Below are 25,062 nucleotides of genomic sequence, written 5' to 3'. Positions count from 1 at the left end.
GTTGTCCAGGAAACGATCTGAGCGGTCCACGGCCGCTCGGCGGTCCCGTAAACACGTATATGTGACTGAAAGTCACATTTTATCGGCAATCTTGAAATCTTAGGCGACATGCACTGGTTATGCGCTGCTTTACGGCGTACGGCTATGTACCGGCTATCGATGCCAAGTGGTATGTTCCGGAGGTCGTGTGCCGGGCGATCGAGGGTTCGGCGTGAGGGACCTCACGTCAGGGCGCTCGGCAGAATATATGGCGCAGACCGCTCAGTTTGTCTCGTGCGCAGAAGTGTCGGCGCGAAGTTTGTCGCACGAGGAAAGGTGGTGTCCGCGTCGGTGCCGCCGAGTTTCGACCGGTCGGTGCCCCGGCGGTGGGTGTAGCCTCGGCCGCACTGCACGGCGGGCCCGTTCCCGGCTGTCCGGCTACGGGTTCGCGGAACCGATCGGGAAGGAGGCGCCGGATGACTCCGCCGCTGCAACAGGTCATCATTCTCCTCACCGGGATCCAGGCCGCGGGCAAATCGACGGTCGCCCAGCTGCTGGCCGAGCGGTTGCCCCGATCGGTGCATGTGCGCGGTGATCTGTTCCGGCGCATGGTGATCAACGGCCGCGAGGAGATGGCGCCGGAACCCTCCGCTCTGGCTCGACACCTCGGAGCAGACGCCGGAGGAGACCGTCGAGGAGATCCTGGCCCGCGCCTGGGCCGAGGCCGCGGCCGGGTAGCTACCGGAGCGAGCGGAGGCCGGCCAGCCGCGCGAGGCGCCGATGCGAGTCGATCCGCGCTTCGCGGTCGAAAGTGCTGGTGTGCACGAGGATTTCGTCGGCGCCGGTGTGGGTAACCAACTGGCCCAGCGCCGCCGAGACATCGTGCTCGGTGCCGTGGATCTGGTCGCCGAGCGCCTGCTCGAAGAAGCGGCGCTGGCGCTCGGTCATCGTCGCGGCGTCGACCTCCTCGGGAGAGATCAACGCGGGAAACTCGCCGTGGGTACGTGAGTAGGCACTCGACCACGCCTCGGGCAGCAGGAGCCGGTGCGCCTGCTCGGCCGAGTCGGCGATCATGACGGTCGCCGAGACGATGACATACGGCTGTTCGGCCTGCGCCGACGGGCGGAACTCGGCCCGGTAGCGCTCGATCGCCTGCACCATGGCCGCGCGGCTCCCGGCCTGGGCGATGACCAGTGGCAACCCGAACCGCGCTGCCCGCTCCGCGCCGGAACCGGTCGCCAGCAGGAACGCGGGGATCTCGGCGTCCTCCGCGGACCTCGCATGCACGCCGAACCGGCCCGAGCCGAAGTAGTCGAGGAGGTCGGCCAGGTCGCCATCGAAATCCTCGGCGTCCACACGGTCGCGCGCCAGCGCTCTGCGGACACCGTCGGTAAATCCGACCGACCGGCCGAGGCCCATATCGATCCGGCCGGGGAACAGCGAGCCGAGCACGCCGAACTGTTCGGCGACCACCAGCGGCTGGTGGTTGGGCAGCATCACCCCGCCGGTACCGACCCGGATCCGGTTGGTCGCCGCCGCGACCGCCGCCGCCAGCACCGTCGGCGCCGTCCCGGCGACTCCGCGCACGCTGTGATGTTCCGCGACCCAGAAGCGGTGATACCCCCATTTCTCGGCGCGCACCGCGAAATCGACGGTGTCGCGCAGCGCGTCGGCATGGGACTGCCCACGTCGTACACGCGAGCGATCCAGGATCGAGAGGCGGACCGAGTCCGGGAGCGCAGTCATACCCGTTGTCAACGCAGCGGGCCGCGCGGGATTCCACGAACTCGTCACAGCTTCGCAAGATTCGACGGGCGCCAACCCTGGACCAACCTTGGCCATCGATAGTGTCTGGCGAACCCGACAACCTCGAGAACTTTGCAAGGAGCACCATGCCCTACCAAGCCGGGTCCGGACACCGTGATCGCCATCCGCGCGTGCACACGCCGAACCACCGCCACCGCGCGGTCGACACTTCCGAAGACGCCCGCCACGTCCTGCAACTGCTGACCGTGATGCACGGCCCGGTCGTCCTCTACCTGCCGGCCGACTCCGATGGGCACACGCCGATCTGTCTGCGCCGCGGCGACTTCCACGCTGATTCCGACGATGTCCTCGCCGGTCAGACGGCAGGCCCCACCGAGTTCTGGATGGCGGGCCACTTCCACGTCGGCCTCGAGGACATCGACGTCAGCATCGCTGTCCACAGCGCTCCCGGCTCGGACCGCCGCACACCGTCGCTGGAAGCCGCCTGTGGTTTCCGCTTCGCGCTGCGCATCCACGCCGGCGGCGCGGCCGATCTCATCGAGGAGGCCTCCTAGCCGTACGCCGATCGTCGGGGGGTTGTCGGTGGGTGTGGTTAACCTGCCGGAATGGTCGGAGTGGATACGGCGTTGCGGCGATTGACGCGAGAGGCGGGAAAGCTGCTGGCGCCCTACGGCTTTCAGGGTTCAGAGGCCAGGTGGGTGCGCGTGGCACCGGGAGGGGTGGCGTCGGTCGGCCGTAGCCGGACCGTGCGGACGTGGACGGACGGGCAGCAAGTGGTCCGTTTCGGGTTGGAAGTGAGTGCTACGCCGACGAGTTGGTGGGAGTTCTGTGCCTGGCGCGATGGGCAGCTCGGCCGCCCACCCGCGATGCTCGAGGAGGCGACCGGTCCCGGGCTGATCGATGCGCGCGGACTGCAGGCCGAGCTCACCGAATGGTGGTCCCTGCGTGTCGATCCGGCGCAGGAAGGGCAGCACGCCCTGCAGGCCGATGTCGAGCTGATTCGTGCCGAGCTGCCGCGGCGGGTGCACGCGTATGCGCGCCGGGCTCTGCGACTGCTCGAACCCGACTGCTACCTGGACGAGCTGCTGGCCGATCCGGACCCCGGAATCGCCACCAGGGAGGCGATCGTCGTCCTGCTCGCGGACCGCGGACCGGGCGCACAGCTGGAAGATGCGCTCGCGCAGCTGCATCGGGGCATCGAGCAACACGGCGGTGCGGTCCGAGGCGCGAATGCCCTTGCCTACGTGCGAGATCGGGCATCGGTAGCCTGACCGATCGGTTCTCCGGACTGCCGGACTCGCTGCGATGGACAACAACGACCGGTAGCATCGCTGACCGGATCGGAAAATATAGTCCAGCAGTATGTTTCGATGCGATCGCCTGCATTGGGGTCCGGGAAACACCGGTGATCGAGAGGTTCATGGTGGAATCGGTAACGAGTCGGTTGGTAATCGATACGACGGGGGAGGACATCCAGGGCGAGATCACACGTATCCGGGAGCAGGGTCGGGCAGCTCTGGTCGAGCTGCCCGGTGGCGTGGAGGCGTGGTCGATCACCGACGCCGCGCTGCTGGAGAAGCTGCTGACCGATCCGCGGGTGTCCAAGGACGCCAGCCAGCATTGGCCCGCGTTCGTCGCGGGTGAGATCCCCGCCGACTGGCCGCTGTTCCTCTGGGTGGCGGTGGCGAACATGTTCACCGCGTACGGTCCCGACCACCGGCGACTACGCCGCCTGGTGGCGCCCGCGTTCACCGCGCGCCGCACCGAGGCCATGCGCGAGCGGGTCGAGCGGATCACCACCGACCTGCTCGACGAGCTGGCGCGGACGGCGCCGGGCGAGGCTGTCGATCTGCGCGAGCATTTCGCGTATCCGCTGCCGATCCAGGTGATCTCGGAGCTGATGGGCGTCCCCGAGTCGCTCAATCCCGGCCTGCGCACGTGTGTCGACGGCATCTTCGACACCACGCTCACCCCGGAGCAGTCCCAGGCCAATTACATGGAGATGTACCGGATCCTCGGTGAACTGGTGGCCCTGCGCCGCGAGCAGCCCGGTGACGACATGACCAGCCTGCTCGTCGCCCAGCGCGACGACGACGAGGACGGTCAGCTCACCGAGGAAGAACTGATCGGCACCCTGCTGCTGGTCATCTCCGCGGGACACGAGACCACCGTCAACCTCCTCGATCAGGCGATCACCGCGCTGCTCACCCACCCCGATGTGCTCGCCGAGGTCCGCGCGGGTGCGATCACGTGGGCGGATGTGGTCGAGGAGTCGCTGCGGTACGAGTCACCGGTCGCGCACCTGCCGTTGCGGTTCGCGGTGTCCGACATCGAGATCGACGGTGTCCGCATCGCGCAGGGCGAGGCGATCCTGGCGAGCTACGCGGGCGCGGGCCGTGACCCGAAGCGCCACGGCGAGACCGCCGACGAGTTCGATCCCACCAGGGCCGACAAGTCCCACATGGCTTTCGGCTACGGCGCGCACCACTGCCTCGGTGCGCCGCTGGCGCGGCTGGAAGCGCTGGTCTCGCTGCCCGCGCTGTTCGAGCGGTTCCCGCAGATGAGTCTGGCTGTTCCGGTCGATGAGCTGGGCACGGTGCCCAGCTTCATCTCCAACGGTCACCGTCACCTGCCGGTGCGCATGCACGGCGAGTAGCCGCCGAGCGGTCCCTGCTCGGTGTGAGCAGGGACCGTACAATGCTCACCGCATCGACAGCGGGGGCGTCTTCGGGAACTGGACCGGCAGTCCTGCCAGTGCCCGGTGGAAAGGCCCCGGCCGCCACACCAATTCGTGCTCCGGCACCGCCAGCTCGAGTTCTGGCAGTGCGTCGAGCAGCTGATCGATCGCCTCCTGCGCGATCAGGTACGCGGGGGACTTGGCGGGGCAGCCGTGCGGGCCGGTGCTCCACGCCAGGTGTGCCCGGTTGTCCAGGAAGTCACCGGTGCCGATCGCCGGATCGTTGTTGCACGCGGCCATGCTGATGACGACCGGCTGATGGGCGGGCAGCCACACGTCGTCGACGAGGATCGGCTGGCGCGGGTAGGTGGTGCAGAAGTTGGCCATCGGCGGATCGGTGTAGAGCACCTCGTCGAGAGCGTCGCGGGTGGACAGGCTGCCACCGAGCAGGCTGCCCGCGAATCGCTGGTCGGTGAGCATCAGCCGGATGGTGTTGAGGACCAGATTGAGCATCGGCTCGATTCCCGCGCCGTACATGGTCAGCAGCTGGTTCATCAGCTCTTCGTCGTTGAGCTGCTGCGGATGCTGGACCAGCCGGGTGGTGATGTCGTCGCCCGGCGCGGTCTGCTTGAGCCGGACCAGGTCGTAGAGGGCGTCCTCGAGCATCTGCGCGCCCTGGACCGCGGTGTCGCCGCCCTCGAACATCTGCGCCATCCCGGTGGCGACCCGCCCGCCGATCTCCTCGGGCACACCGAGCATGGCGTTGATCGTCGCGAAGATGACGGGAAAGGCGTACTGGCTCAGCAGATCCGCGCTGCCGTCGGTGCAGAACGCGTTGATCACCGGCATCGCGATCTGCTCCACCGTGCGGTGCAGCCGGTACAGATCCACACCGGCCAGACCGGCGACGGTCACCTGGCGGTACCGGACATGCTCGGTGCCGCTGGTCCGAATGGCGTTGGGGCGGTAGCACATCATCGGCAGCACGGGGCAGTCCGCGGGAATGTCGCGCTGCCACATCCGCGGATCGGCGGGGAAGTGGTCGGGATCGTTGAGGATCTGCACCGCCGTGCGGTAGCCGATCACCAGGGTGGCGGGGACGCCGGGCACCAGGTCGACCGGAACCAGCGAGCCGTACCGATCCCGCATGGTGCGATAGGCGCTCTGCGGGTCGGCGGCGAATTCCTCCGAGTACAGCGGTACCCGGTCCTGGCCGCCGCGCGAATCCGGCGACACCGGGTCTCTGGTGGGATCGGGGTAGAGCGATGCTTCGCGTTGCACAGCGTGTTGTCCTCTCGGTGGAACAAGATCGTCGGCGGAACCCCCCCGCGGAATTCAGAACGGTGATCGCTCACCGCGTCTCGGCGCCGTCCCCAGTTCCCGCCCCACCCGCGCCGCCAGCTCGTTCATCCGGTGGGCGACCAGGGCGAGGTCGACCTCGCTGCTCGTCGCGACACCGAGCTGGGTGCCCGCGCCCGCGGCGGTGATCAGGATCATGCCGTCGTCGTATTCGGTCATGCTCTGGCGTACCGGGTTTCCTGGGCCGCCGCAGAACTCGCCGAGCGCCTTACCCAGCGACCGCAGACCCGACGCGGCGGCCGCGAACCGCTCGGCCTCGTCGCGGGTGATCCCGGGGGAGTGCGCGACGCGTAACCCGTCGTCGGACAGCAGGACCGAGAAGCGGACGCCGTCGAGTTCGAGATCGTCGAGTAACCACGCCAGGCGGTTGGTGCTGTCTGCGATCGGCATGCTCATCGGTTGTTCTGACCTTCCGTCGATTGCTCGGCCGCGGCGCGGCCGTGTCGGGAACCGCTGTGCCAGGCGGCAACCAGTTCGGGCCTGCCCGGCGTCTCGGCGGTGTTCGCGCGGTCGTCGAGCGGGGCGACCGCGCGGCGCCTGCGCTTGGGAAGTCCGCCGGTGGTTCTGGCGTAGTCGTCGGCCTCCGGTTCAGGAGCCTGCACGGCGGGCACCACGGCAGGCGGCCGGTGCTTCCCGGTGGTCACGGAGTCGTGCGTCGCGATGGAAACCGGTTTGCGCGCAGCGGGTTCAGGGGTGTCGAAGTCGATCCGGCGCGCGTCGGCGGCACTGACCAGCAGGGCCGCGGGGATGAAGACCATGGCCCTGGTGCCGCCGTAGATATTGGGTCCGTCGACATAGGCGGCGAAGCCGTAGCGGCGGGCGAGCGCGGCGACGCCGGGAAACCCGACCCTGGGGGAAGGGCCGAGCGAGTTGATGTCGACGGTGCGCTCGCCCGACAGCACCTGCCGGGCTTCCTCCATCTGTTCCTGGCTCATCCGCACGCCCGCGTCGTCGATGATCAGGGTGACGCCGTGGTGGCCCTCCTGGAAGGAGATGTCGACGAACGACGACGGCGGCGAATAGCGCAGCGCGTTGTCGAGCAGCGTCGCCACGGTGTGCACCAGCGGCTCGACCGCCCGGCTGACGATGACCTGATCGCAGTTGCCCGCCCGGATCCGCAGGTAGTCGCGCACCCGGCTGGTGGCGCCGCCGACCACCTCGGTGACGGTCTGCTGCGGCCAGCGCCTGCCGGGCAAGCCACCGGAGACGATGACGTAGGACTGCGCCTGCCGGATCATCTGCTGCACGGTGTGGTCGATGCGGCTCAGGGTCGCGTAGACCTCGTCGTTGCGGTTCTCCCGCAACGCATTACTGACCACCTGCCCGACGTCGGCGCCGAGACTGACCACCGTGGTGCCGAACGCGCGCACGGCGCTGTTGGTCGCCGCGCGCGCGTCGGCGGCGACCTGGGCTCGCGCCCCGGCCTCCGCCGTCTCGACCTGCGCCGCGGTCCGCTCCTCGGCGAGTCGCTCGACGGCGATCCCGGTCTCGTGTTGCACTTGGCGCAGGTCATCGGCGTGCGCGACCGCGATCCTGGCCAGCTTCTGCGCGAAGGACGAATCCTGCAACAGGGCAGGGACTTCGGCCGTGACCACCGGCTCGCTGTGCTGGCGGACGGCGTCGGTGATCCTCGGCAAGGTCAGCTCGACGAGCCGCGTCATCGACTCCTCATGGGCATAGAGCTCACGCTCCGCCACGTCCAGGCGAGTGCGGACCCGGCGCTCGTTGCGCAGCGCGAGAACCGCTACCGTCACCGCTCCCAGCAACACCAGAGTTGCGATACCGAACAAGAACACCGCGAGTGTCGGAGTCATCGGTTCCTTTGTCGTCACCGACCGAAGAGCCCAGGTGGCCGGAACCCCGCCGGGCGGTCCGGCGAGCCGCGTCGCCGACGTTCGCTATTCGAAGTGGTTGTACCGCTGCACCATTCGATACGAACAAGGGTGAGTCGGGTCCTGCCCGATCTCGCTTACCCCTGCGCTTCCGGCGATCCCGCACACCCTAGCAGTGCTTTGTTCCGCTCTCGAAATATGTTGGTGGGACCGAGTATTCACATGACCGGCCAGAGGGGAAGTCGCAGCGCAGCGGGAGCGGCGGCGGGCACGACGGGATGCCGGGGCGCGACCGGTGCGATGCGCCGGTAGGTTTCGCCGATCGGCGGCCGCGGGTCGGCATCACCGTTGTTGGGCCACAGCGAGGCAGCGCGTTCGGCTTGCGCGGCGATCGTGAGCGAAGGATTGACACCGAGATTCGCCGAGATGGCCGACCCGTCGACGATGCTGAGGGTGGGATAGCCGTGCACCCGGTGGAACGGATCGATGACGCCGGCCTGCGCATCCGTCCCGATCACGCACCCGCCGATGAAGTGCGCGGTGACGGGGACGTTGAACACGTCGGGCCAGGTGCTGCCCGGTGTGGCGCCGAGCTTCTCCGCGACGCGGCGGGTGGCCTCGTGGCCTGCCGGAATCCAGGACGGGTTCGGTTCACCGTAGCCCTGCTTGCTGGTGAAGCGCCGGCCGAACAGACCGCGACGGGTGTAGGTGGTGATCGAGTTGTCCAGGCTCTGCATCACCAGCAGGATCAGTGTCCGCTCGCTCCAGCGGCCGGTGCGCAGCAGCCGCGGCGTCAGCATCGGGTGCCGCAGCGCGGTGAGCAGCACGCGGGCCCACCGTGGCAGCCGATGGCCGCCGTCGACGAGGTAGGTCTGCAGCAATCCCATGGCGTTGGAGCCCTTGCCGTAGCGCACCGGCTCGATATGCGTGTCCGCGGTGGGATGGAACGACGAGGTGATCGCCACGCCCGCGGTGAGGTCGCGCTCCGGATCGACGGTGGTGCGCCCTGCGCCGAGGATGGCCTCGGAATTCGTGCGGGTCAGCACGCCCAGCCGGTCCGACAGGCCGGGCAGCACCGCGGTGTCGCGCATGCGGAACAACAGATTCTGGGTGCCCCAGGTGCCCGCGGCCAGAACCACCTGCCGCGCCGAGATGGTGGCGCGGCGCTTGCGTAACCAGGCGCCGGTCCGTTGCGTGTCGACCACCCAGCTGCCGTCCGGTTGCGGCCGGATCGCGGTGACCGCTGTCATCGGAAGGACCTGCGCGCCCGCGCTTTCCGCCAAGCCGAGGTAGTTCTTGACGAGGGTGTTCTTCGCGCCGTGGCGGCATCCCGTCATGCATTCCCCGCACTCGATGCAGCCGGCGCGATCAGGCCCGACACCACCGAAATAGGGATCGGCGACGGTCCGTCCCGGCTCGCCGAAGTAGACGCCGACCGGTGTCGGCACGAAGGTCTCGCCGACGCCCATCTCCTCGGCCACCGACCGGATGACGCTATCGGCCGGTGTCAGATGGGGATTGGTGACGACACCGAGCATCCGCCGGGCCTGGTCGTAGTGCGGGGTGAGCTCGGCCTCCCAGTCGGTGATATCGGCCCATTGCTTGTCGCCGAAGAACGCCGATCCCGGTTTGTAGAGGGTGTTGGCGTAATTGAGTGAGCCACCGCCGACTCCCGCTCCGGCCAGAATGAAACAGTCGCGCAGGCGGTGGATACGCTGGATTCCGAAACAGCCGAGCCGGGGCGCCCACAGATACCGGCGCATATCCCAGTTCGTCGTGGCGAAATCGGCATCCGCGAACCGGCGGCCCGCTTCGACGACACCGACCCGGTAGCCCTTTTCCACCAGACGCAGTGCGGTGACGCTGCCGCCGAACCCGGAGCCGACGATCAGCACATCGACATCGAGCAGGTGATCAGGATCGTCGGCGATCTGTTCCAACACCGTCCAGACACTAGGGCCGAAGCCCGCGCCGGATCGGATGGTCACCGGGAGTTGGCGGAATTCACCATGAGCGCCGAGTGTGGGCTGTCACGGGCAACAGTTCCGCCGTCCTCGGCTGCGCAGTCCCGGTCCGCGAGGCGGCCGATTCTCCTATTGTGGGAAGCGCTTCGCGAGTCGATGCCATCGCGATGACCTCGCGCATGATGGGCACCTGGCTGGCCGCCGAGATCGCCGCACGCGACCGCGCGGTGATCGACGCGGGCTGAGTCGACGAATGGCGTTGTGCCGCAGAGAAGTATCAGGCCGCGCGCATCGCCCGGTAGACGGCCGAACCGACGAAGGCGCCGAGTGTGTCGGGGTCCCACTCGGACTCGTCGGCAAGCAGTGTCCGCACCGCGCCTTCACCCGCCGAGACCCACAGCTCGACGAGGGCGGGCAGTTTGCGCTCGGCATCCTCGACACCCCAGGCGTGCAGCGTCGGCCGTAGCAGTTCGGTGCAGCGGGAGACGGCCAGGCTGCGGCCACGCCCGAAGAAACCGGCGACCGCGGGGTCGGGGTTGCCGTAGAGCAGCCGCCACGCGGACGGCCTGCTCGCCGCCTTGTGCAGCAGCGCGCGGTAGCCTTCGGCGAACACCGACTCGTCGGCGTCGGTCGTCCGCGGCGGCAGCACATCCAGCACGCCGGAGATCAGGAAGGCCTCCTCGCGCTCGATCAACGCGTCGATCAGCTGGACCCGATCGGGGAAGCAGGAATAGACGACGGGCCTGGTCACCGCCATGTGCTCGGCGACCGCGCCCATGGTCACCGCGGCGATGCCTTCCTCGGCCGCGATGGCCAGCGCGGCGTCGAGGACCTGCGGGCGTCTGCGCTCCGGACCCAGATGCGCCGCCCGTTCTCGCCGCCGCACGGCCGAATCGCTACCCATCCGTCCACGATAGCAACTACGAACCTCTTTCTACGTCAATGTAGAAAAATGCTACATTGATGAATGAATCCGTCCGGCGTCGCTGGACGCACGCACGAGGAGCCGACGATGTCCCAGCTGTTCAACCCGAAGAACTGCGATTTCGCCCAGTTCGACCCCGAGACCCGCAGGCTGCTGCGCGCGGTCGTCGACTGGTTCGAGGCCAGGGGCAAGACCCGGCTGCTCCAGGACGACAAGGAGCAGGTCTGGCCCGCGGACTTCCTGGACTTCGTGAAGCGGGAGCGCCTGTTCGCGACGTTCCTCACCCCGGCGGCCGAGGCCGACGGCGATCCGAACAAGCGCTGGGACACCGGCCGCAACGCGATGCTCAGCCAGATCTTCGGCTTCTACGGCATGACCTACTGGTACGTCTGGCAGGTCACCATCCTCGGTCTCGGCCCGATCTGGCAGAGCGGCAACGCCGCGGCCAAGAAGAAGGCGGCCGCGCAGCTCGATTCCGGTGAGATCTTCGCCTTCGGGCTCTCGGAGAAGGAGCACGGCGCCGACGTGTACTCCACCGACATGATCGTCGACCCGCAGCCCGACGGCGGGTACTCGGCCACCGGCGGCAAGCACTACATCGGCAACGGCAACCTGGCCTCGATGGTGTCGGTGTTCGGCCGCCGCTCCGACAAGCCGATCATCGACAGCGCGAAGGCGCTGACCGGCAAGCCGACCGAAGCGGATTACGAGGGGTATCTGTTCTTCGTCGCCGACAGCCAGCACCCGGCCTACAAGCTGCACCGCAATGTGGTCAACAGCCAGATCTATGTCGCGGCCTTCGAACTGGACAACTATCCGGTCGCCGAGGCCGACATCCTGCATCGCGGTGAGGACGCGTTCCACGCGGCGATGAACACCGTCAACGTCGGCAAGTTCAACCTCGGCTTCGGTGCCATCGGCGCCTGTGAGCACTCCTTCTACGAGGCGATCGACCACGCCGAGAACCGGATTCTCTTCGGGCACAAGGTGACCGAGTTCCCACAGGTCCGCTCGCTGATCGCCGACTCCTACGCGCGCATCGTGGCGATGAAGCTCTACAGCGAGCGCGCGATCGACTACATGCGCTCGGCCTCGCCGCAGGATCGCCGCTACCTGCTGTTCAACGCCATCGAGAAGATGTCGGTGACCCGGCAGGGGCAGCGCGTCATCGAGGATCTCGCCGACGTCATCGCCGCGCGCGGCTTCGAGAACGACATGTACTTCCCGGTCGCGATGACGGCCATGTTCGGCCTGCCACGACTCGAGGGCACCGTGCATGTGAACATGGCGCTGTCGCTGAAGTTCATGGCCAACTACATGTTCCACCCGGCCGACGCGGGACTGGCCGCGCTGCAGTCGATTCCCGGTGCCGCGGTGGCGCCCACCGGTGCCGCGCGGGCAGTCACCGGCGCGCTGAGCTGGTCGAGCCGCAAGCTGGCACCGCGACTCGGGTCGGTCGTGAAGCCGCTGGGCGCCGAATTCGCCAGCGCCACTTACGCTCCGGTGCCGACGCGGCGCGACACCGCCGACGACGAGTTCCTGTTCCGGCAGGGTCCCAGCAGCGGTCTCGGGCGGATTCGGTTCGCGGACTGGCGACCGGTGTTCGAGGATTTCCGTGACGTGCCGAACGTGGCCGTGTTCCTCGAGCAGGTGCTCGCCCTGCAGGGCCTGCTGGCCGCGGCGGCGCCGACGGCCGAACAGCAGAAGGACGTCGACTTCCTCTTCGCGCTCGGCGAGCTGTTCACCGCGGTGCCCTATGCCCAGCTGATCCTGGAGCAGGCGCGCATCGACGGTACCCACTCCGACGTGCTCGACCAGATCTTCGACGTGTTCGTGCGCACCTTCTCCGCGAACGCGGTGACCCTGCACAACAAGGCGACCGCCACGCCCGCGCAGCAGCGCAGGGCGCTCGATCTCATCCGCCGCCCCGTGGTCGACGAGCGGCGTTTCGCTCGGGTGCTCGACGAAGCGCGGTCGCTGGCCGGGGTCTACGAGATGAACTCCTAGGCATCAGAAGCTCGGCCGCGAACGCGAATTATGTTGCTGTGCAACATTATTGATAGTGTTCGCGGTGGTGGTGTGGCCAGCAGATCCCGCAGACCTGTTGCGCCGCACCACCTCCCGAGCCTACGGCGCCGTTCAGGATCCGCGGCGCACCGGATCCCAGCGTCGCAGGATCCAGCGGTTCTTGCCGAGCGCCTTGGCGGCGTAGAGGCAGTTGTCGGCCGCGGTCAGCAGATCGCTCGGCGCGCCACCGGCGATCCGCGACATGACGGCGCCCAGGCTGATGGTGATCTCGATCTGGTGGTCGGCGACCAGGAAGGGCTCCTCGACGGCCGCCTGGAGCAGGTGCACGGTCTTCTCGACACGCTCCTCGTCGGCGGGTGGCGGGAGTACGGCGATGAATTCGTCGCCTCCGATGCGCGCCAGCACGTCGGTCTCCGGATCGAGGCAGGCCTGCAGGCGTGCGGCGACCTCGATGAGCAGGCTGTCGCCGACGGTGTGACCGAAGGCGTCGTTGATGTCTTTGAAGCCGTCCATGTCCAGCGCGCACACCGCGGCCAGGTCGTCGGGTCCGGCCTCGGTGATGAGGGTGTCGAGCTGGGTGAGCAGATGCCTGCGGTTGGGCAGCGCGGTGAGCGGGTCGTGGTGGGCCTGCCAGTGCAATCGCTCGGTCGTGGTGCGATGCTCGGTGGTGTCCTCGCCGAAGCCGAGCAGGTAGAGACCGCCGGAGGCGGAGACACAGCGCGTCACCGTCCACGTGGCCCAGCCCTTGGCACCGTCCGGCCGGATGTATTCGCTGTCGAGGCGGATGGTCCCGTTCTCGGAGCGTTCGAGCTCGCCGTGGACCTGTTCGCGGATGCTGTGGACATCGACATCGACGTCGGCCAGTTCGAAGCCGGATGTGCCCTGTAGCTCGGCCAGGCTCTTGCCCGTCAGCCGTTCGAAGGCCGGGTTGGCGTTGATGATGTTGCCGTGGGCGTCGCCGATCGAGATGGCGATGGACGCGTGCCGGAACGCCGCTTCGAGCCCCTCGGTGGCCGGTGTCGCCGCCGCCAGCGCGCGGGCGAACCCGTGGCCGAAACCGCCCGCGACAACGCCGAACGCCGTCGTATCCGCACCGGCGTGCTCGCTCAGCTCCTGCAGAACCGGCATCGACCGGGCGATCACCACCGGATCGGTGCACCCGAGGCCGTAGACGGCCGCCCCGGCCCGCTCGGCGACGACGGGATCGGGCGCCCCGGTGGCCAGCGTCGCGAGCAGTCGATCCGTCCAGGTCTCGAGCGCCGCCACGCGGTGATCCGGCGGCACCGCACCCTCGGCCAGCCGCGCCGCCCAGCGCGCGGCGAAGTTGCGGGACATGTCGGCAGACCACCTCCTGGCCGAGCGGCATCGACTACCAGCTACACACCGGCAATCGAAACTACCACCACGGGTGGATCGGCTGGTGCGGGATCGCTCGCGCGGTGCGGTGGCACAGGACCGGCCAGGCCACAGGTCTGCCCGGAAGTGGATTACCCAGGGTGCGCGATCGACAGGCGCAATCGGCGGAATGCCCGCTCGGCGGCATTGGCGCCGCACATGCCGTGTGCGCCGGGCCCGGGTGGGGTGGCCGCTGAGCACAGGTAGTGGCCGGGGATGCCGATGTCATAGGGCTGCAAGGTTTTTCGTGGGCCGAAGATCAGCTGGGGGATGTCCTTGGCGCCGGTCATGATGTTGCCGCCGACATAGTTGGGGTTGTAGTCGGCGAAGCCGGCGGTGGTGCGGGTGGTCAGGCCGACCACGCGGTCGCGGAAGCCGGGCGCGAAGCGTTCGAGCTGGGCGATGATCGCCGCGGTGGCGTCGCCGGTGTAGCCGTTCGGGACGTGGGCGTAGGTCCACACCGGGTGCACCGAGCCGGCCGAGCGCTGGGGGTCGGCGAGGTACTGCTGGCCGACCAGGACGAACGGGCGATCGGGCATCCGGCCCGCGTGGATGTCGCGTTCGCTCGCGGCGATCTCGGCGAACGAGCCGCCCAGATGCACGGTGCCCGCGCGGCGAGCCGCCTCGACGGTCCACGGGACGCCGCCCTCGACCGCGAAGTCGACCTTGAAGGCGCCGGGGCCGTAGCGGAATCGCCGGTAGGCGCGGGCGATTCGGGCCGGGAGCCGGTCGCCGATGATCTCGGCGACCGCGGTCGGTGCGACATCCCAGATGGTGAGGTCGGCGGGTGGCAGGTCGGCGAGAGTGCGCACCCGGACACCGGTTTCGATCTTTCCGCCGTGATCGGCCAGTAGCGCCGCCATGCTGTCGGCGATCTGCTGGGAACCGCCGACCGCGACCGCCCAGCCGTAGCGGTGTCCCGCGGTCAGGATCCCCAGCCCGACGCTGGCGCTCAACGGCCGTTCGAGCGGGTGGAACGCATGGGCGGCGACACCGCCGAACAGGGCGCGGCCCGGTTCGGTGCGGAAGGCGCGCGCCAGCAGGGTGGCGGGCGCGGTCGCGGGAATGCCGAAGCGCGCCAACCGGATCGGATGCCGCGGAATCCGCAGCAGCGGCCGCATGATGTCGGCGCCGGTCTGGTCGTAGCCGGCGACCGGCCCCTCGAACAGCGTGCGCCACAACCGTTCGTCGGCGCCGAGGCCGGCGGCGGTCTCGGTGACCGAGCGGTGCAGCACACCGGCGGTGCCGTCGTCGAGCGGGTGGACGCAGTCGAGTTCGGCCCATGCCCACCGCAATCCGTACCGTTCCAGATCGACATCCCGCAGGAACGGCGACCCCACGGCCATCGGGTGGATGGCCGAGCAGTGGTCGTGCAGCAGACCGGGCACGATCGCCTCGCCCGAGCGGGTGCCGCCGCCGATCGTGTCGGCGGCCTCGAGCACCGTCACCTCCACGCCCGCCCTGGCCAGGGTGATGGCCGCGGCCAATCCGTTGGGGCCGCTGCCGACCACTGTCGCCGTTGTCATCGACTCGTCCTCTCGTTCTCGATCCGCGCTCGCCTATTCGGCGGGCTGGGCCACGGTGTCCTGGTGCGGGGCGACCGTGCCGGTGACGTCCGCACGCCGCCACGTCACCCGGTGCGGGATGGGCCCGTTCGGCAGCCACGGCATGGCCTCGACCGCGTCGGCGACCTGCCAGGTACCGCGTTCGAGCACGCCCAGCGCCGCGTCGACCACCATGTACTCCTGCGTGTCCTTGTGGATCGGCTGCGACTCCACCCACACCACGATCCATTCTCCCGGTGCGAACCCGACCCGTGCCTGCACCGCGTCGATGAGATCGAGGTTGTGCAGGTGACCGTCGCCGAAGTTGAAGCCGATCAGCGAGTTGCAGGCGAACTCGGCCTCGCGCACGGTCCAGCGGTCGATGTCGGGAATGTGCTTGTACAGCAGCGAGAACAGCCCGCGGCCCTGACTGTGCATCGAACGCCAGGCGATGGTCTGCTGCATGGTGATCTCGGCGATCGCCGGCGGGTACCCCATGGCCAGCAGCTGGTCGACCTGATTGTCGGCGGGGCGCTGCGCGATGGTGTTGAGCTCGGCTTCTGCGCCGGGCGCGAAGGCCCACAGCGCCGAGGCCCAGTTGCCCGCGTACTGGCGCATGGACGGCAGGAACGACACCAGATCCGGGCGCAGATTGCCCAGTACCGGGAAGAACGCGAGGCAGGCCGCGATCGCCACCGTCAGCCACGGCGAGGACATGTCGAACACCCCGTAGCCCGCCGAGTTCGGGAAGCCGAGGAACAGGAAGACGGTCAGGTAGGCGAACAGGATGTTCCACTCCAGCGGCACCGCCAGCGGGAAGGTGGAGGTGATGAACAGGTGGAAGACCACCATCATCACGACACCGGCCAGCGTCAGCCAGTAGTTCGTCGCGAACAACAGCACGATCGGGGTGATCACCTCGACGGTGGTGCCGCCGACGTGCGCCATGAACGAGGCGACGCGCGAGGGGCGGATATCGCGCGGGAAGTCACGGTAGTGGGCGCGCTTGATCGACCGGAACGGCATGGACGGGCTGTTGGACACCATCGGCGGCACCACATTGGTGAAGTGCTTGCCGAACTTGGAGGCACCGGCGCCGACCCACACGATCACGATCAGCAGCTTGGCGGCGATGATCATGTCGGTGAACGGCAGCACCGCGAAGAACAGCAGCGCCGGCAGGTATTGCTCGCCGCGTGCGGCAAGGAAGATCGTCTTGTCGCGCAGTCCGCACAGGACGTACAGCGCGATCGGCGCGATCAGCAGTGCCGGGCTCACGAGTCCGGAGGTGTTGTCGGGCAACGCTTCCAGCAGCGAGGCGGTAGTCGTTCCCGGTGCCAGCAGCGCGACAAACAGGGACGCGAGGAAGCCGAGGTACAACACCACATCCAGCAGGGTGCGCGAGTGGCCGTTGGTGAACGGCACCCGATGCCACGGTCGCAGGCGGATGCTGCCCAGCCGGGCGAAGTACAGCACGCCGCCGGTCATCGGCTTGAACTTGCCTGCCAGCGGTCCCCACGAACCGGCGACACCGACCGCTTCGAGCAGCACGGTCCACAGGACCAGCTTTTGGTAGACGATCGGCTGGTTCCACCACTGCGCCACATCCCAGAACGGGCCGGTGCCGGAGGTGGCGGTGGCGATCAGGACGCCGCCGAACATGTACAGCACAAGCAATTTCGCGATGTAGATGGTGTGGATCATCTTCGGCGTGCCGAATCCGTATTCCGCCCAATGCAGTGCCAGTGTTCGCATGCGTTCCCGCAGTGGTAGATCCAGAAATGTGTCGGTGTCCACCGGCGGGAAATCTCCCGTCTTGAATCCCATGGCTCGATCCCTTTCTTCCCTGATTCCGGGCGCGGACCACCGCGACCGAAAGTCTGTCTTTCGTTCGAATGTGCTTGCGGTGCAGAACTGCTCAGACGCGTGCGGCCATGGCCCGCAGCTGCTTCTTGTCGATCTTGCCGACCGGGTTGCGCGGCATCTGGGCGGTCAGCACGATCGCGGCGGGCACCTTGAACGTGGCCAGCTCCGCACGGCAGTGCGCGGTCAGCTCCTCGACGGTGACCGTGGTGTGCGGCGCGGCAACCACATGGGCGACCGGCACCTCGCCGAGCACGGCATCGGGCACACCGACGACCGCGGCTTCGTGGACCGCCGGATGCCGGTAGAGCGCGTTCTCGATCTCCTTGGGGTACAGGTTCTCCCCGCCACGGATGATCATGTCCTTGATCCGGTCGACCAGGACCAGGTAGCCGTCGGTGTCGAAATAGCCGACGTCGCCGGTGCGCAGCAGGCCCGCCACCACGGTCTTCGCCGTTTCCGCAGGCTTGCCGAGGTAGCCGCGCATCACGTTCGGGCCGCCGATCACGACTTCCCCTGGTTCACCGGGCGCCGCCGGCTCGCCGTCGGGATTCATGATCGTCACCGTCTGGCCGGGCAGCGGCACCCCGACGGTGCCCGGTTTGCGCTGGCCCGCCACCGGATTGAGGGTGGACGCGCAGGTGCCCTCCGACAGTCCGTAGCCCTCGACGATCGGCACACCGTAGCGCTGCTCGAAGCGGGCGATGAGTTCGGCGGGCATGGGCGCCGCACCGCAGATCGCCAGCCGCAGCGAGGATGTGTCGGGGCGCTCGCCGTCGGGCTTGGCCACCAGCATCGCGTAGATGGCGGGTACGGCCGAGAAATACGTGGGACGGACCCGTTCGACGGTGTCGAAGAACCCGGACGCGGAGAACTTGCCCGCGATGGTGGTGCGCCCGCCCGCCAGCAGCGGCGAGAGGACGCTGACGACGATGCCGTTGACGTGGAACAGCGGCAGGATCAGCAGGCTGTGGTCGCCGGCGTCCAGGCCGAGCGCGTCGATGATCATCGTGCACATGGCGGCGAGATTCTCGTGCCCGAGCAGCACGCCCTTGGGCCTGCCCGTGGTGCCGCTGGTGTAGATGATCAGCGCCAGGCCGTTGGACGGCGGCGCCGCGGCGACCGGACCCGCCGGCTCGGCCAGTGCGGCGACGTCGAGGGTGACCGCGGCCCGACCGGGGTCACCGATCACGATCTCGGCCCCGGAATCCTCGATCTGGTAGCGGATATCGTCGTCGGTGAGACCCGGGTTCACCGGCGTGATCGCGGCGCCGAGCCGCCAGGCGGCGAACAGCGCAACCACCAGTTCCGCCCGGTTGGGCAGCACGACCGCGACGACATCGCCGGGCCCCACACCCGCCCGGTGCAGGACCGAGGCTGCCGCCTCGACCCGCGTCAGGAACTGCGCGTTCGACAGCGCGATAGTGTCGTCGGCCACGCTGTGCCCGTGCGGGTCGGCCGTGGCTCTGACGTCGGGCAATTCGGCGATGTGTCGCATGATTCCTCACCGGAGACGGATGTGATCTGGATTACATATCTCAAGGTAGGGCGCGGATACGGCGCCGACTACGGGCCCGCGGACCAGCGTTGCGGCGAGGTGTTGTGCCACGAGCACAAACAGCGCCGCGTGCCCGCTCGCCGGGGGTACTGTCTGCGGCCATGGCTCTCGACAACGATCCGCTCGTGCGGGAGGTGGCGCTGCGGATCAAGACGGATCTGGAACGGTTGGCGCCCACGATGATCTCGATGTTCGTCGAGGTCATTCCGGAATTCCGGCACGACGACGAAGTGCGCAGGCTGATGGTGGCCAGCACCGATTCCAACCTCGCCGCGATCCTGGACATGCTGACCCTGGCCATCGGCCTCGACGACATCACCGTGCCGCCCGCCGCCGCCGAATACGCCCGCCGCTTCGCCCAGCACGACCTCTCGCTCGAGGCGCTGCTGCGCGCCTACCGGCTCGGCGAGAACATGTTCGTGCAGTGGACGATGACGCAGCTGGCCGAGCTGAACCCGCCCACCGACGTCGCCCTGGCTGCCGCGGCGCGCATCGCGTACCTGGTCAACAGCTATATCGACCAGGTGATCGAGGGCCTGATCGATATCTACGCGAGCGAGCGCCGTCGCTGGGACGCGCGCACCGACGCCGCCCGCGCCGCGCAGGTCCGCGCGGTGCTCGACGCCGACGATCTCGACGTGTCCTCGGCCGAGCAGATGCTGTCGACCTCGCTGCGCGGCTGGCACCAGTTCGCGATGCTGTGGACCCCGCCCGGCACCCGCGAACCCGGCGCGGTGCTGCGCGCGGGCACCGCCCTGCTGGCCGCCGCGACCGGCAAGACGCCGATGACCGTGGAAGCCGACGACCACAGCCGGTGGGTGTGGATCTCCTCGGTGTCACGCCCGGCGATCGACACCGGGGAACTGGTCCTTGCGCTGCGCTCCCAGCCGAATCTGTGTCTGGCCCTGGGTGATCCGGCCAGTGGCCTCGAGGGTTTCCGCCGCACCTTCCGCGATGCCCAGCGTGCGCGCACCGTCGCGCTGGCGACCGGCGGGCGCGGGCTCACCGAATACCGTGAGGTGGCGCTGTCCGCCCTGTTCACCGACCGCGTGCCCGAGGTGCAGGCGTGGGCGAGCCGGGTGCTCGGCGGGTTGATGGCCGAGGACGACACCGCCGCGCGTCTGCGCGAAACGGTCCGCGCGTTCCTCGACGCCCGTGGCAGCTACACCGACGCGGCCGCCCGGCTGCACGTGCACAAGAACACCGTGCACTATCGGGTACGCAAAGCCGAAGAGCTGCTCGGCCATCCGCTCACCGAACGCAGGCTCGACATCGAGGTGGCGCTGCTGGCCCGCGCGCAGCTGGGACTGCCCAGGTCATGACCGCGCCCTGAGATGCGCGCGGCGGTGCCGTGGCGGGTGGGTGTGGAAGCTGCGCGCGATCATCGCCGAGCGCAGCTGCCACAGGCCCGAGCCCTGCGTGGGGTCGAGTCCGGTGAGGTGGGCGACGCGGCGGATGCGGTAGTCGACCGTATTGGTGTGGATGTGCAGCAGCCGGGCGGTGCGCCGGCGGTTCATGTTGTTGGCGATGTGTACACGCAGCGTCTCGTAGAGCTCGGGGTGATTGTCCAACGGGCGCAGCAGTTCGCCGAGCTCGGCGCGGCCGGGGCCGGGGCGGGTCAGCTGGTATTCCAGGGCCAGGTCGGCGAACCGGTAGAGGCCGGGCGGGCAGTCGAGCCGTTCGACCATGTCCAGCAGTTCGTGTGCGCGCTCGGCCGCCGCCGGAATCTCGTCGGTGGCCGCGGGCATCAGCGCCGCCGTGATGTCGACGCGCGCGCCACGCGAGAGTGACTCCACGAGGGTGTCGAGGTCTTTGTCGGCCAGCAGATTCGCCGGAATCAGCAGGGTGCCGCCGTCGACCGAGAGCAGCCCCAGCGCGCGCTCTCCGCAGCGTTGTGCGAGCGCGGCCTGCACCCGGCGCAACCTGCGGCGGGCGACGACGGCGCCGTCCACCCGGGAGTCGTGTTCGTCGGGATGCGCCTGGATCCATAGCGCCAGCACCGAATACGCTTCCGCGACAGCGATTCCGCACTCACGGGCCATCGTCGTGGTCGGCTGTCCCGCGAGCAGTGCGGAGGCGAGCGTGTGGACCGCCGTGTGGTGTTCGCTCGCGACTTCACGGTGCTGCCTGACATAGGCGCGGGACACCGTGGTGCACATCAGATCCGAGGCGGCGACCACCTGGCGGAAACTGTCGAGCAGACTCGAACCGGTCGCCTCCGGCACGGCGGCGAACTTCATTCTCTGGCGCAGACTTTCGTGGACGGCGTGCAGAACGGTATCGACCGGTATCCCCTCGTGCGCCCATCCCGCGGCGGCCACCGCGAGCTGGTCCGCCTTCTCCGCGACGTCGTGGCCGTCGAGGATCCCGCCGGCGATGTCCACGCAGATCCGGGTCACCGCGGCGTTCTCGCCCGCGGTCGCGTCACCCGGCCGGGGCCGGTGGGCCGCGGCGTCGTCGGCGACATGGCCGACGAGCCTGCCCGGGCGAGTGCGCAGGTCGCGCATCGGCCGCGAGATCGGTGGATGCTCCAGGTGGATGGTCATCGTCGACTCCTCCTCGATGGCTGTGCGCACGACTGTAGGCTGAGCGACCGCTCATCTTCTACTCCTCTTTGGCAACGACTAGCCGCTCGCTTCGCGATGCTCTGACCTGCGAATATGTCGCGAATGACGGCTGACGGCGAAATCTGGATCGGCATTTCGGAGACCGATGCTCAGTTTTGTTTCGGGCAATGGCAGAACTCCGCCACGAACCTGTCACCGTTGTCGGTTAGCGTGAGTGACACCACAACGATGTGGAGGGAAGGGGGCATTACGCGATGCCATTTTTCGATGCCGGCGGAACCTCGATCGCCTATGACGAGGCGGGGGCGGGGCCACCGGTCGTGTTCCTGCACAATCTCGGCGGGGATCGCTCCATCTGGCGTGCCCAATTCGACGAGCTGCGGCAGTCGCACCGGGTACTCGCGATCGACCTCATCGGGTACGGCGATTCGGACGCGCCCGACGACGGCTACACCCTCGAGAACTATCTCGCCATGCTCGAGGCGTTCTTCGCCGACCGGGACCTGCGGGACGTGACGCTGGTCGGGCACTGTTTCGGCAGCGCGCTGTCGCTGCTGTTCACCCGGAAACACCCCGAACTGGTGCGCTCGCTGATACTGAGCAGCCCGCTCACCCCCGCCACCCTCCGCCCGACCCGCACCGGGCTGGCCGCCCTCCTCGGCCGGTACCTGCACCTGGACTCGCTGCTGTCGATGGTGCGGATCCCAGGCCCGATGGCCGGGCTGATCGTCGCGGAGCAGATCGGCACCGCCGGACCACACACCGACGAGACCGCCGCGCACCTGCGGACCCGGTGGACCGAGCGTCGCCGGCTGATGGTGACCGCCGCGATCTCCCGCCAGATCCCGCGACTCGCGCAACTGGATACCTTCTCTCCACCCACCGATTTCCCGCCGATCACGACCGTCTGGGGCACTCGCAACAAGGTGCTCTCGGCGCGGGCGGGCGCCACGCTGAACAAGACACTGCAACCGGTGCGGGCGATCGAGGTCGACGGCGCCGGACACCTCGTCATGGTGGAAGCGCCCGAAACAGTCACCGCCGCCATCCTTTCCGCGATCGACTACGCGAATGGAGCACGATGAGCCGCCACATCCAGATCACCTTCGACGCGCACGACCCGAGGGCGCTGTCGACTTTCTGGCGCGAAGCGCTGGGATACGTGCATCCCGGCCCGCCCGGCGTGGAACTGCCCCCTGGCGCCGATCCGCTGGCCGCGTGGGAGGAGTTCCTCGCCCGGATCGGTGTGCCGGAGGATCAGCGCAATACGAGGTCGGCCATCGAGGACCCGGACGGGCACGGCCCGCGTGTGTTCTTCCAGCAGGTACCCGAGGGCAAGGTTGCCAAGAATCGCGTCCACTTCGACGTGCGGGCCGCGCCGGGCCTGTCGGGCGAGGAGCGGATGGTAGCGCTGGAGGCGGAATGCGAACGGCTCGTCGTCCTCGGGGCGACCCGGATACAGCGATTCGAACCCGACCCGCCGATGAGCGCCGGCTTCATCGTCATGGCCGACCCCGAGGGCAACGAGTTCTGCCTGGACTGATCCTGTGGCTCAGGCGGTCTCGGCGGGAACGGACAACGCGGCCTGCATCGCGACACCGTCGACATAGGTGTGCTTCTCCCGCACCGCACCGTCCTCGACGAGCACCACATCCGCGATGTCCACATCGACGACGCCACCGGTGACCGAGGTGCCGGACAGCTTCCACTGAACCACCCAGAAGTCGTCGCCGACCCGGAGATCGACCATGGTGAACGTCAGATCGGGGACCAGCGCGAAGGTCTCCGCGGCGGCGGTGCGGATCTCGGCGCGCCCGTGCGCCGGCTTGCCGCCGGAGTGCAGGTGGAAAATCGAATCGGGCGTGTGCAATTCGACGATGCGGTCGGGATCACGGTCGGCCCAGCAGGCGTGATAGCGCTCGAACAGATCTTTGGTGGCGTCGGACATGGTCTCCAAGCCCCTTCCAAGATACAAACAGGGTGACTGTATGTTCCCGGAACGCGGTGTCACCGGTCAAGGGTCGAAGGGCCTCGGATCTGACGTGACCCCCTTGCTGCCCTAGACTTCGACGTCGCCATGAACCCTGACCGCCGAACCCAGGCCGAACGCTCGGCAGCGACGCGTTCCGCCGTCGTTCGCGCGGGGCGAGAACTGTTCGGGCAGTACGGGTATGGGGCCGTGAGCACGATCGCGGTCGCGGAGGCGGCTGGGGTCAGCCGCGGTGCGCTCTATCATCAGTTCGGCGAGAAGCGCGATCTGTTCGAGGCGGTGTTCGAGGATCTCGAGCGCGACCTGGTCGAGGTGATCGCCACCGCGGTCGCCGAAGCGCGGTCCGCCGATCCGGTGGCGAGTTTGATCGTGGGGTGCCTGGCGTGGCTGCAGGCGTCGACCGCCCCGGAGGTGCGGCGTATCGCGCTCCTCGACGCGCCGGCGGTCCTCGGCTGGAGCCGGTGGCGCGAGATCGAGCTCAGGCACACGATCGGTCTGGTGGAGAACGCCCTGGCCGGTGCCATCGCCGCTGGTCGCGTCCGTGCGCAGCCGGTGCGGCCGCTGGCGCTCGTTGTAGTCGGCGCCCTCGACGAGGCGGCGCAGTTTCTGGCGAACAGCGAGGATATCGAGGACACCGCGGCCGTTCGCTCGGTGATCGAGCAGCTGATCTCCGGTCTGGCGGTCGACCCGCAGGAGTAGCCAGGTTAGCCTTGCCTAATGACCACTGCCGCTGCGAATCGTTCGACCATGGCCTACGCGACCCTGCGGGTTCGTCGCGTCGTGCGGCTGACCCCGCGCATGGTCCGGGTCACGCTCACCTGTGCGGATCCCGCCGCGCTGGCGGACGCGGGGCCCGATCAGTACACGAAGCTGTTCTTCCCGCTGCCGGGGCAGGGGCGTCCGGCCGTGCCGCCGCCCGTCGACGACGCCGTTGGCGGCGTAATGAGTTGGTACCAAAGGTATCTCGCCATGCCCGACGAGATCCGGCCGCCGATGCGCACCTACACGATCCGGGCGCAGCGACCCGCGCTGCGCGAACTCGACATCGACTTCGCGCTGCATCCCGACCATGCCGGGCCCGCCTCGGACTGGGCATCCACGGCCGCGCCCGGCGACGAGATCGGTCTGCTCTGCCCGCCGCGGGCGCTGTACAGCCCGCAGCCCGATCCCGCCTGGCAGTTGCTGGTCGGCGACGAGACGGCGATTCCGGCGATCGGCGCCATCGTGGAGCATCTCGACGCGGGTGTGACGGTACGGGCGTTCATCGAGGTCGCGGGACCGCAGGACGAGCAGCGGTTCGACACCCGCGCCGACGCGCGGATCGAGTGGGTGCACCGCGGCGACCGCGCCCATGGGGATGCGGTCGTCGAAACAGTCTGTGCCGCAGAGCTTCCCGAAGGCGTGCCCTACGCGTGGATCTCCGGCGAGGCGAACCTGGTGAAGCTCACGCGGCGCAATCTCGTCCGGGATCGGGGGATCGACAAGCGCGCGATCACGTTCACCGGCTACTGGCGGCAAGGCCGCACCGAGGAGGACAACGGCCGCGAGAAGGTGCGCCGCGCCGCTGCCGGGGAGCCGCTGGTCGACGAGGACTGACCACCGGTCCATATAGTG

General features: G+C 68.5%; 21 protein-coding genes. 9 read left to right on the top strand and 12 right to left on the bottom strand.

The window, feature by feature from the left end:
• Positions 1–717: 717 nt before the first annotated feature.
• Positions 718–1,725: an LLM class flavin-dependent oxidoreductase gene (locus tag ACFWF2_RS03335; protein WP_379304134.1), complete on the bottom strand. Its 1,008-nt coding sequence runs from the start codon at positions 1,723–1,725 to the stop codon at positions 718–720.
• A 146-nt stretch (positions 1,726–1,871) separates the two neighbouring features.
• Between ACFWF2_RS03335 and ACFWF2_RS03330 the strand changes: the two genes are divergently transcribed.
• The 3 genes from ACFWF2_RS03330 (at position 1,872) to ACFWF2_RS03320 (ending at position 4,402) form a co-directional block, all read left to right on the top strand.
• Positions 1,872–2,300, top strand: coding sequence for a DUF779 domain-containing protein (locus ACFWF2_RS03330; RefSeq protein ID WP_379304132.1), 429 nt, complete (start codon positions 1,872–1,874; stop codon positions 2,298–2,300).
• Between the two features lie 51 nt (positions 2,301–2,351).
• Positions 2,352–3,017, top strand: a complete 666-nt coding sequence (locus ACFWF2_RS03325; RefSeq protein WP_379304130.1) for a hypothetical protein — start codon at positions 2,352–2,354, stop codon at positions 3,015–3,017.
• A gap of 149 nt (positions 3,018–3,166) precedes the next feature.
• Entirely contained in the window at positions 3,167–4,402 is a 1,236-nt protein-coding gene (locus tag ACFWF2_RS03320) for a cytochrome P450 (protein WP_379304128.1), read from the top strand.
• A 45-nt stretch (positions 4,403–4,447) separates the two neighbouring features.
• On the opposite strand, the gene ACFWF2_RS03315 is transcribed toward ACFWF2_RS03320, so the two are convergent.
• The 5 genes from ACFWF2_RS03315 to ACFWF2_RS03295 all read right to left on the bottom strand — a co-directional run bounded on the left by ACFWF2_RS03315 (position 4,448) and on the right by ACFWF2_RS03295 (position 10,482).
• Entirely contained in the window at positions 4,448–5,659 is a 1,212-nt protein-coding gene (locus ACFWF2_RS03315) for a cytochrome P450 (protein ID WP_379304223.1), read from the bottom strand.
• A gap of 99 nt (positions 5,660–5,758) precedes the next feature.
• Positions 5,759–6,178, bottom strand: a complete 420-nt coding sequence (locus ACFWF2_RS03310; protein ID WP_379304126.1) for a roadblock/LC7 domain-containing protein — start codon at positions 6,176–6,178, stop codon at positions 5,759–5,761.
• Positions 6,175–7,596 carry an ATP-binding protein gene (locus ACFWF2_RS03305; protein ID WP_379304124.1) on the bottom strand — a complete coding sequence of 474 codons (1,422 nt, stop codon included), beginning with the start codon at positions 7,594–7,596 and terminating at the stop codon, positions 6,175–6,177. The genes ACFWF2_RS03310 and ACFWF2_RS03305 overlap by 4 nt, the downstream gene beginning before the upstream one ends.
• Positions 7,597–7,832: 236 nt before the next feature.
• Positions 7,833–9,557, bottom strand: coding sequence for an FAD-dependent oxidoreductase (locus ACFWF2_RS03300; protein WP_379304122.1), 1,725 nt, complete (start codon positions 9,555–9,557; stop codon positions 7,833–7,835).
• 298 nt (positions 9,558–9,855) lie between these two features.
• Positions 9,856–10,482 carry a TetR/AcrR family transcriptional regulator gene (locus ACFWF2_RS03295; protein ID WP_379304120.1) on the bottom strand — a complete coding sequence of 209 codons (627 nt, stop codon included), beginning with the start codon at positions 10,480–10,482 and terminating at the stop codon, positions 9,856–9,858.
• Positions 10,483–10,590: 108 nt separating this feature from the next.
• Here ACFWF2_RS03295 and ACFWF2_RS03290 point away from each other — a divergent pair, with 108 nt between their 5' ends.
• Complete coding sequence (locus ACFWF2_RS03290) at positions 10,591–12,510, top strand: acyl-CoA dehydrogenase family protein (RefSeq protein ID WP_379304118.1); 1,920 nt, start codon at positions 10,591–10,593, stop codon at positions 12,508–12,510.
• Between the two features lie 132 nt (positions 12,511–12,642).
• Here ACFWF2_RS03290 and ACFWF2_RS03285 read toward each other — a convergent pair whose 3' ends face one another.
• From ACFWF2_RS03285 to ACFWF2_RS03270, 4 genes are all read right to left on the bottom strand, one after another.
• Positions 12,643–13,866, bottom strand: coding sequence for a diguanylate cyclase domain-containing protein (locus tag ACFWF2_RS03285; RefSeq protein ID WP_379304116.1), 1,224 nt, complete (start codon positions 13,864–13,866; stop codon positions 12,643–12,645).
• 152 nt (positions 13,867–14,018) lie between these two features.
• A complete protein-coding gene (locus tag ACFWF2_RS03280) occupies positions 14,019–15,452 on the bottom strand; it encodes a phytoene desaturase family protein (RefSeq protein WP_379304114.1) in 1,434 nt (477 codons plus the stop codon).
• A gap of 33 nt (positions 15,453–15,485) precedes the next feature.
• Entirely contained in the window at positions 15,486–17,297 is a 1,812-nt protein-coding gene (locus ACFWF2_RS03275) for a DUF3556 domain-containing protein (RefSeq protein ID WP_379304112.1), read from the bottom strand.
• A 91-nt stretch (positions 17,298–17,388) separates the two neighbouring features.
• A complete protein-coding gene (locus tag ACFWF2_RS03270; protein ID WP_379304110.1) occupies positions 17,389–18,831 on the bottom strand; it encodes a class I adenylate-forming enzyme family protein in 1,443 nt (480 codons plus the stop codon).
• 161 nt (positions 18,832–18,992) lie between these two features.
• Here ACFWF2_RS03270 and ACFWF2_RS03265 point away from each other — a divergent pair, with 161 nt between their 5' ends.
• Positions 18,993–20,213, top strand: coding sequence for a PucR family transcriptional regulator (locus tag ACFWF2_RS03265; protein WP_379304108.1), 1,221 nt, complete (start codon positions 18,993–18,995; stop codon positions 20,211–20,213).
• Here the strand turns inward: ACFWF2_RS03265 and ACFWF2_RS03260 are convergent.
• Positions 20,208–21,467 (bottom strand): PucR family transcriptional regulator, encoded by a 1,260-nt coding sequence (locus ACFWF2_RS03260; RefSeq protein ID WP_379304106.1) that lies wholly within the window; start codon positions 21,465–21,467, stop codon positions 20,208–20,210. The two genes, ACFWF2_RS03265 and ACFWF2_RS03260, sit on opposite strands and share 6 nt — an antisense overlap.
• Positions 21,468–21,712: 245 nt before the next feature.
• Here ACFWF2_RS03260 and ACFWF2_RS03255 point away from each other — a divergent pair, with 245 nt between their 5' ends.
• Entirely contained in the window at positions 21,713–22,543 is an 831-nt protein-coding gene (locus ACFWF2_RS03255) for an alpha/beta fold hydrolase (protein WP_379304104.1), read from the top strand.
• A complete protein-coding gene (locus ACFWF2_RS03250; RefSeq protein WP_379304102.1) occupies positions 22,540–23,001 on the top strand; it encodes a VOC family protein in 462 nt (153 codons plus the stop codon). The genes ACFWF2_RS03255 and ACFWF2_RS03250 overlap by 4 nt, the downstream gene beginning before the upstream one ends.
• Before the next feature lie 9 nt (positions 23,002–23,010).
• Here the strand turns inward: ACFWF2_RS03250 and ACFWF2_RS03245 are convergent, their stop codons facing one another.
• Complete coding sequence (locus tag ACFWF2_RS03245) at positions 23,011–23,406, bottom strand: nuclear transport factor 2 family protein (RefSeq protein ID WP_379304100.1); 396 nt, start codon at positions 23,404–23,406, stop codon at positions 23,011–23,013.
• Between the two features lie 129 nt (positions 23,407–23,535).
• On the opposite strand from ACFWF2_RS03245, the gene ACFWF2_RS03240 reads away from it, so the two are divergent.
• Positions 23,536–24,147 carry a TetR/AcrR family transcriptional regulator gene (locus ACFWF2_RS03240; RefSeq protein WP_379304098.1) on the top strand — a complete coding sequence of 204 codons (612 nt, stop codon included), beginning with the start codon at positions 23,536–23,538 and terminating at the stop codon, positions 24,145–24,147.
• An 18-nt stretch (positions 24,148–24,165) separates the two neighbouring features.
• Positions 24,166–25,044: a siderophore-interacting protein gene (locus ACFWF2_RS03235; protein ID WP_379304096.1), complete on the top strand. Its 879-nt coding sequence runs from the start codon at positions 24,166–24,168 to the stop codon at positions 25,042–25,044.
• The last annotated feature ends 18 nt before the right edge of the window (positions 25,045–25,062 follow it).

Source organism: Nocardia sp. NPDC060259, assembly GCF_042728775.1.
Classification (GTDB): domain Bacteria; phylum Actinomycetota; class Actinomycetes; order Mycobacteriales; family Mycobacteriaceae; genus Nocardia.
The sequence above is the reverse complement of the archived record's forward strand: the minus strand, read 5'-3'. Positions and strand labels throughout refer to the sequence as shown.

Excerpts from the sequence above, each read along its gene's own strand:
- ACFWF2_RS03335 (WP_379304134.1), bottom strand. The coding sequence starts at position 1,725 with ATGACTGCGCTCCCGGACTCGGTCCGCCTCTCGATCCTGGATCGCTCG.
- ACFWF2_RS03330 (WP_379304132.1), top strand. The coding sequence starts at position 1,872 with ATGCCCTACCAAGCCGGGTCCGGACACCGTGATCGCCATCCGCGCGTG.
- ACFWF2_RS03325 (WP_379304130.1), top strand. The coding sequence starts at position 2,352 with ATGGTCGGAGTGGATACGGCGTTGCGGCGATTGACGCGAGAGGCGGGA.
- ACFWF2_RS03320 (WP_379304128.1), top strand. The coding sequence starts at position 3,167 with ATGGTGGAATCGGTAACGAGTCGGTTGGTAATCGATACGACGGGGGAG.
- ACFWF2_RS03310 (WP_379304126.1), bottom strand. The coding sequence starts at position 6,178 with ATGAGCATGCCGATCGCAGACAGCACCAACCGCCTGGCGTGGTTACTC.
- ACFWF2_RS03305 (WP_379304124.1), bottom strand. The coding sequence starts at position 7,596 with ATGACTCCGACACTCGCGGTGTTCTTGTTCGGTATCGCAACTCTGGTG.
- ACFWF2_RS03295 (WP_379304120.1), bottom strand. The coding sequence starts at position 10,482 with ATGGGTAGCGATTCGGCCGTGCGGCGGCGAGAACGGGCGGCGCATCTG.
- ACFWF2_RS03290 (WP_379304118.1), top strand. The coding sequence starts at position 10,591 with ATGTCCCAGCTGTTCAACCCGAAGAACTGCGATTTCGCCCAGTTCGAC.
- ACFWF2_RS03285 (WP_379304116.1), bottom strand. The coding sequence starts at position 13,866 with ATGTCCCGCAACTTCGCCGCGCGCTGGGCGGCGCGGCTGGCCGAGGGT.
- ACFWF2_RS03280 (WP_379304114.1), bottom strand. The coding sequence starts at position 15,452 with ATGACAACGGCGACAGTGGTCGGCAGCGGCCCCAACGGATTGGCCGCG.
- ACFWF2_RS03275 (WP_379304112.1), bottom strand. The coding sequence starts at position 17,297 with ATGGGATTCAAGACGGGAGATTTCCCGCCGGTGGACACCGACACATTT.
- ACFWF2_RS03270 (WP_379304110.1), bottom strand. The coding sequence starts at position 18,831 with ATGCGACACATCGCCGAATTGCCCGACGTCAGAGCCACGGCCGACCCG.
- ACFWF2_RS03265 (WP_379304108.1), top strand. The coding sequence starts at position 18,993 with ATGGCTCTCGACAACGATCCGCTCGTGCGGGAGGTGGCGCTGCGGATC.
- ACFWF2_RS03255 (WP_379304104.1), top strand. The coding sequence starts at position 21,713 with ATGCCATTTTTCGATGCCGGCGGAACCTCGATCGCCTATGACGAGGCG.
- ACFWF2_RS03250 (WP_379304102.1), top strand. The coding sequence starts at position 22,540 with ATGAGCCGCCACATCCAGATCACCTTCGACGCGCACGACCCGAGGGCG.
- ACFWF2_RS03245 (WP_379304100.1), bottom strand. The coding sequence starts at position 23,406 with ATGTCCGACGCCACCAAAGATCTGTTCGAGCGCTATCACGCCTGCTGG.
- ACFWF2_RS03240 (WP_379304098.1), top strand. The coding sequence starts at position 23,536 with ATGAACCCTGACCGCCGAACCCAGGCCGAACGCTCGGCAGCGACGCGT.
- ACFWF2_RS03235 (WP_379304096.1), top strand. The coding sequence starts at position 24,166 with ATGACCACTGCCGCTGCGAATCGTTCGACCATGGCCTACGCGACCCTG.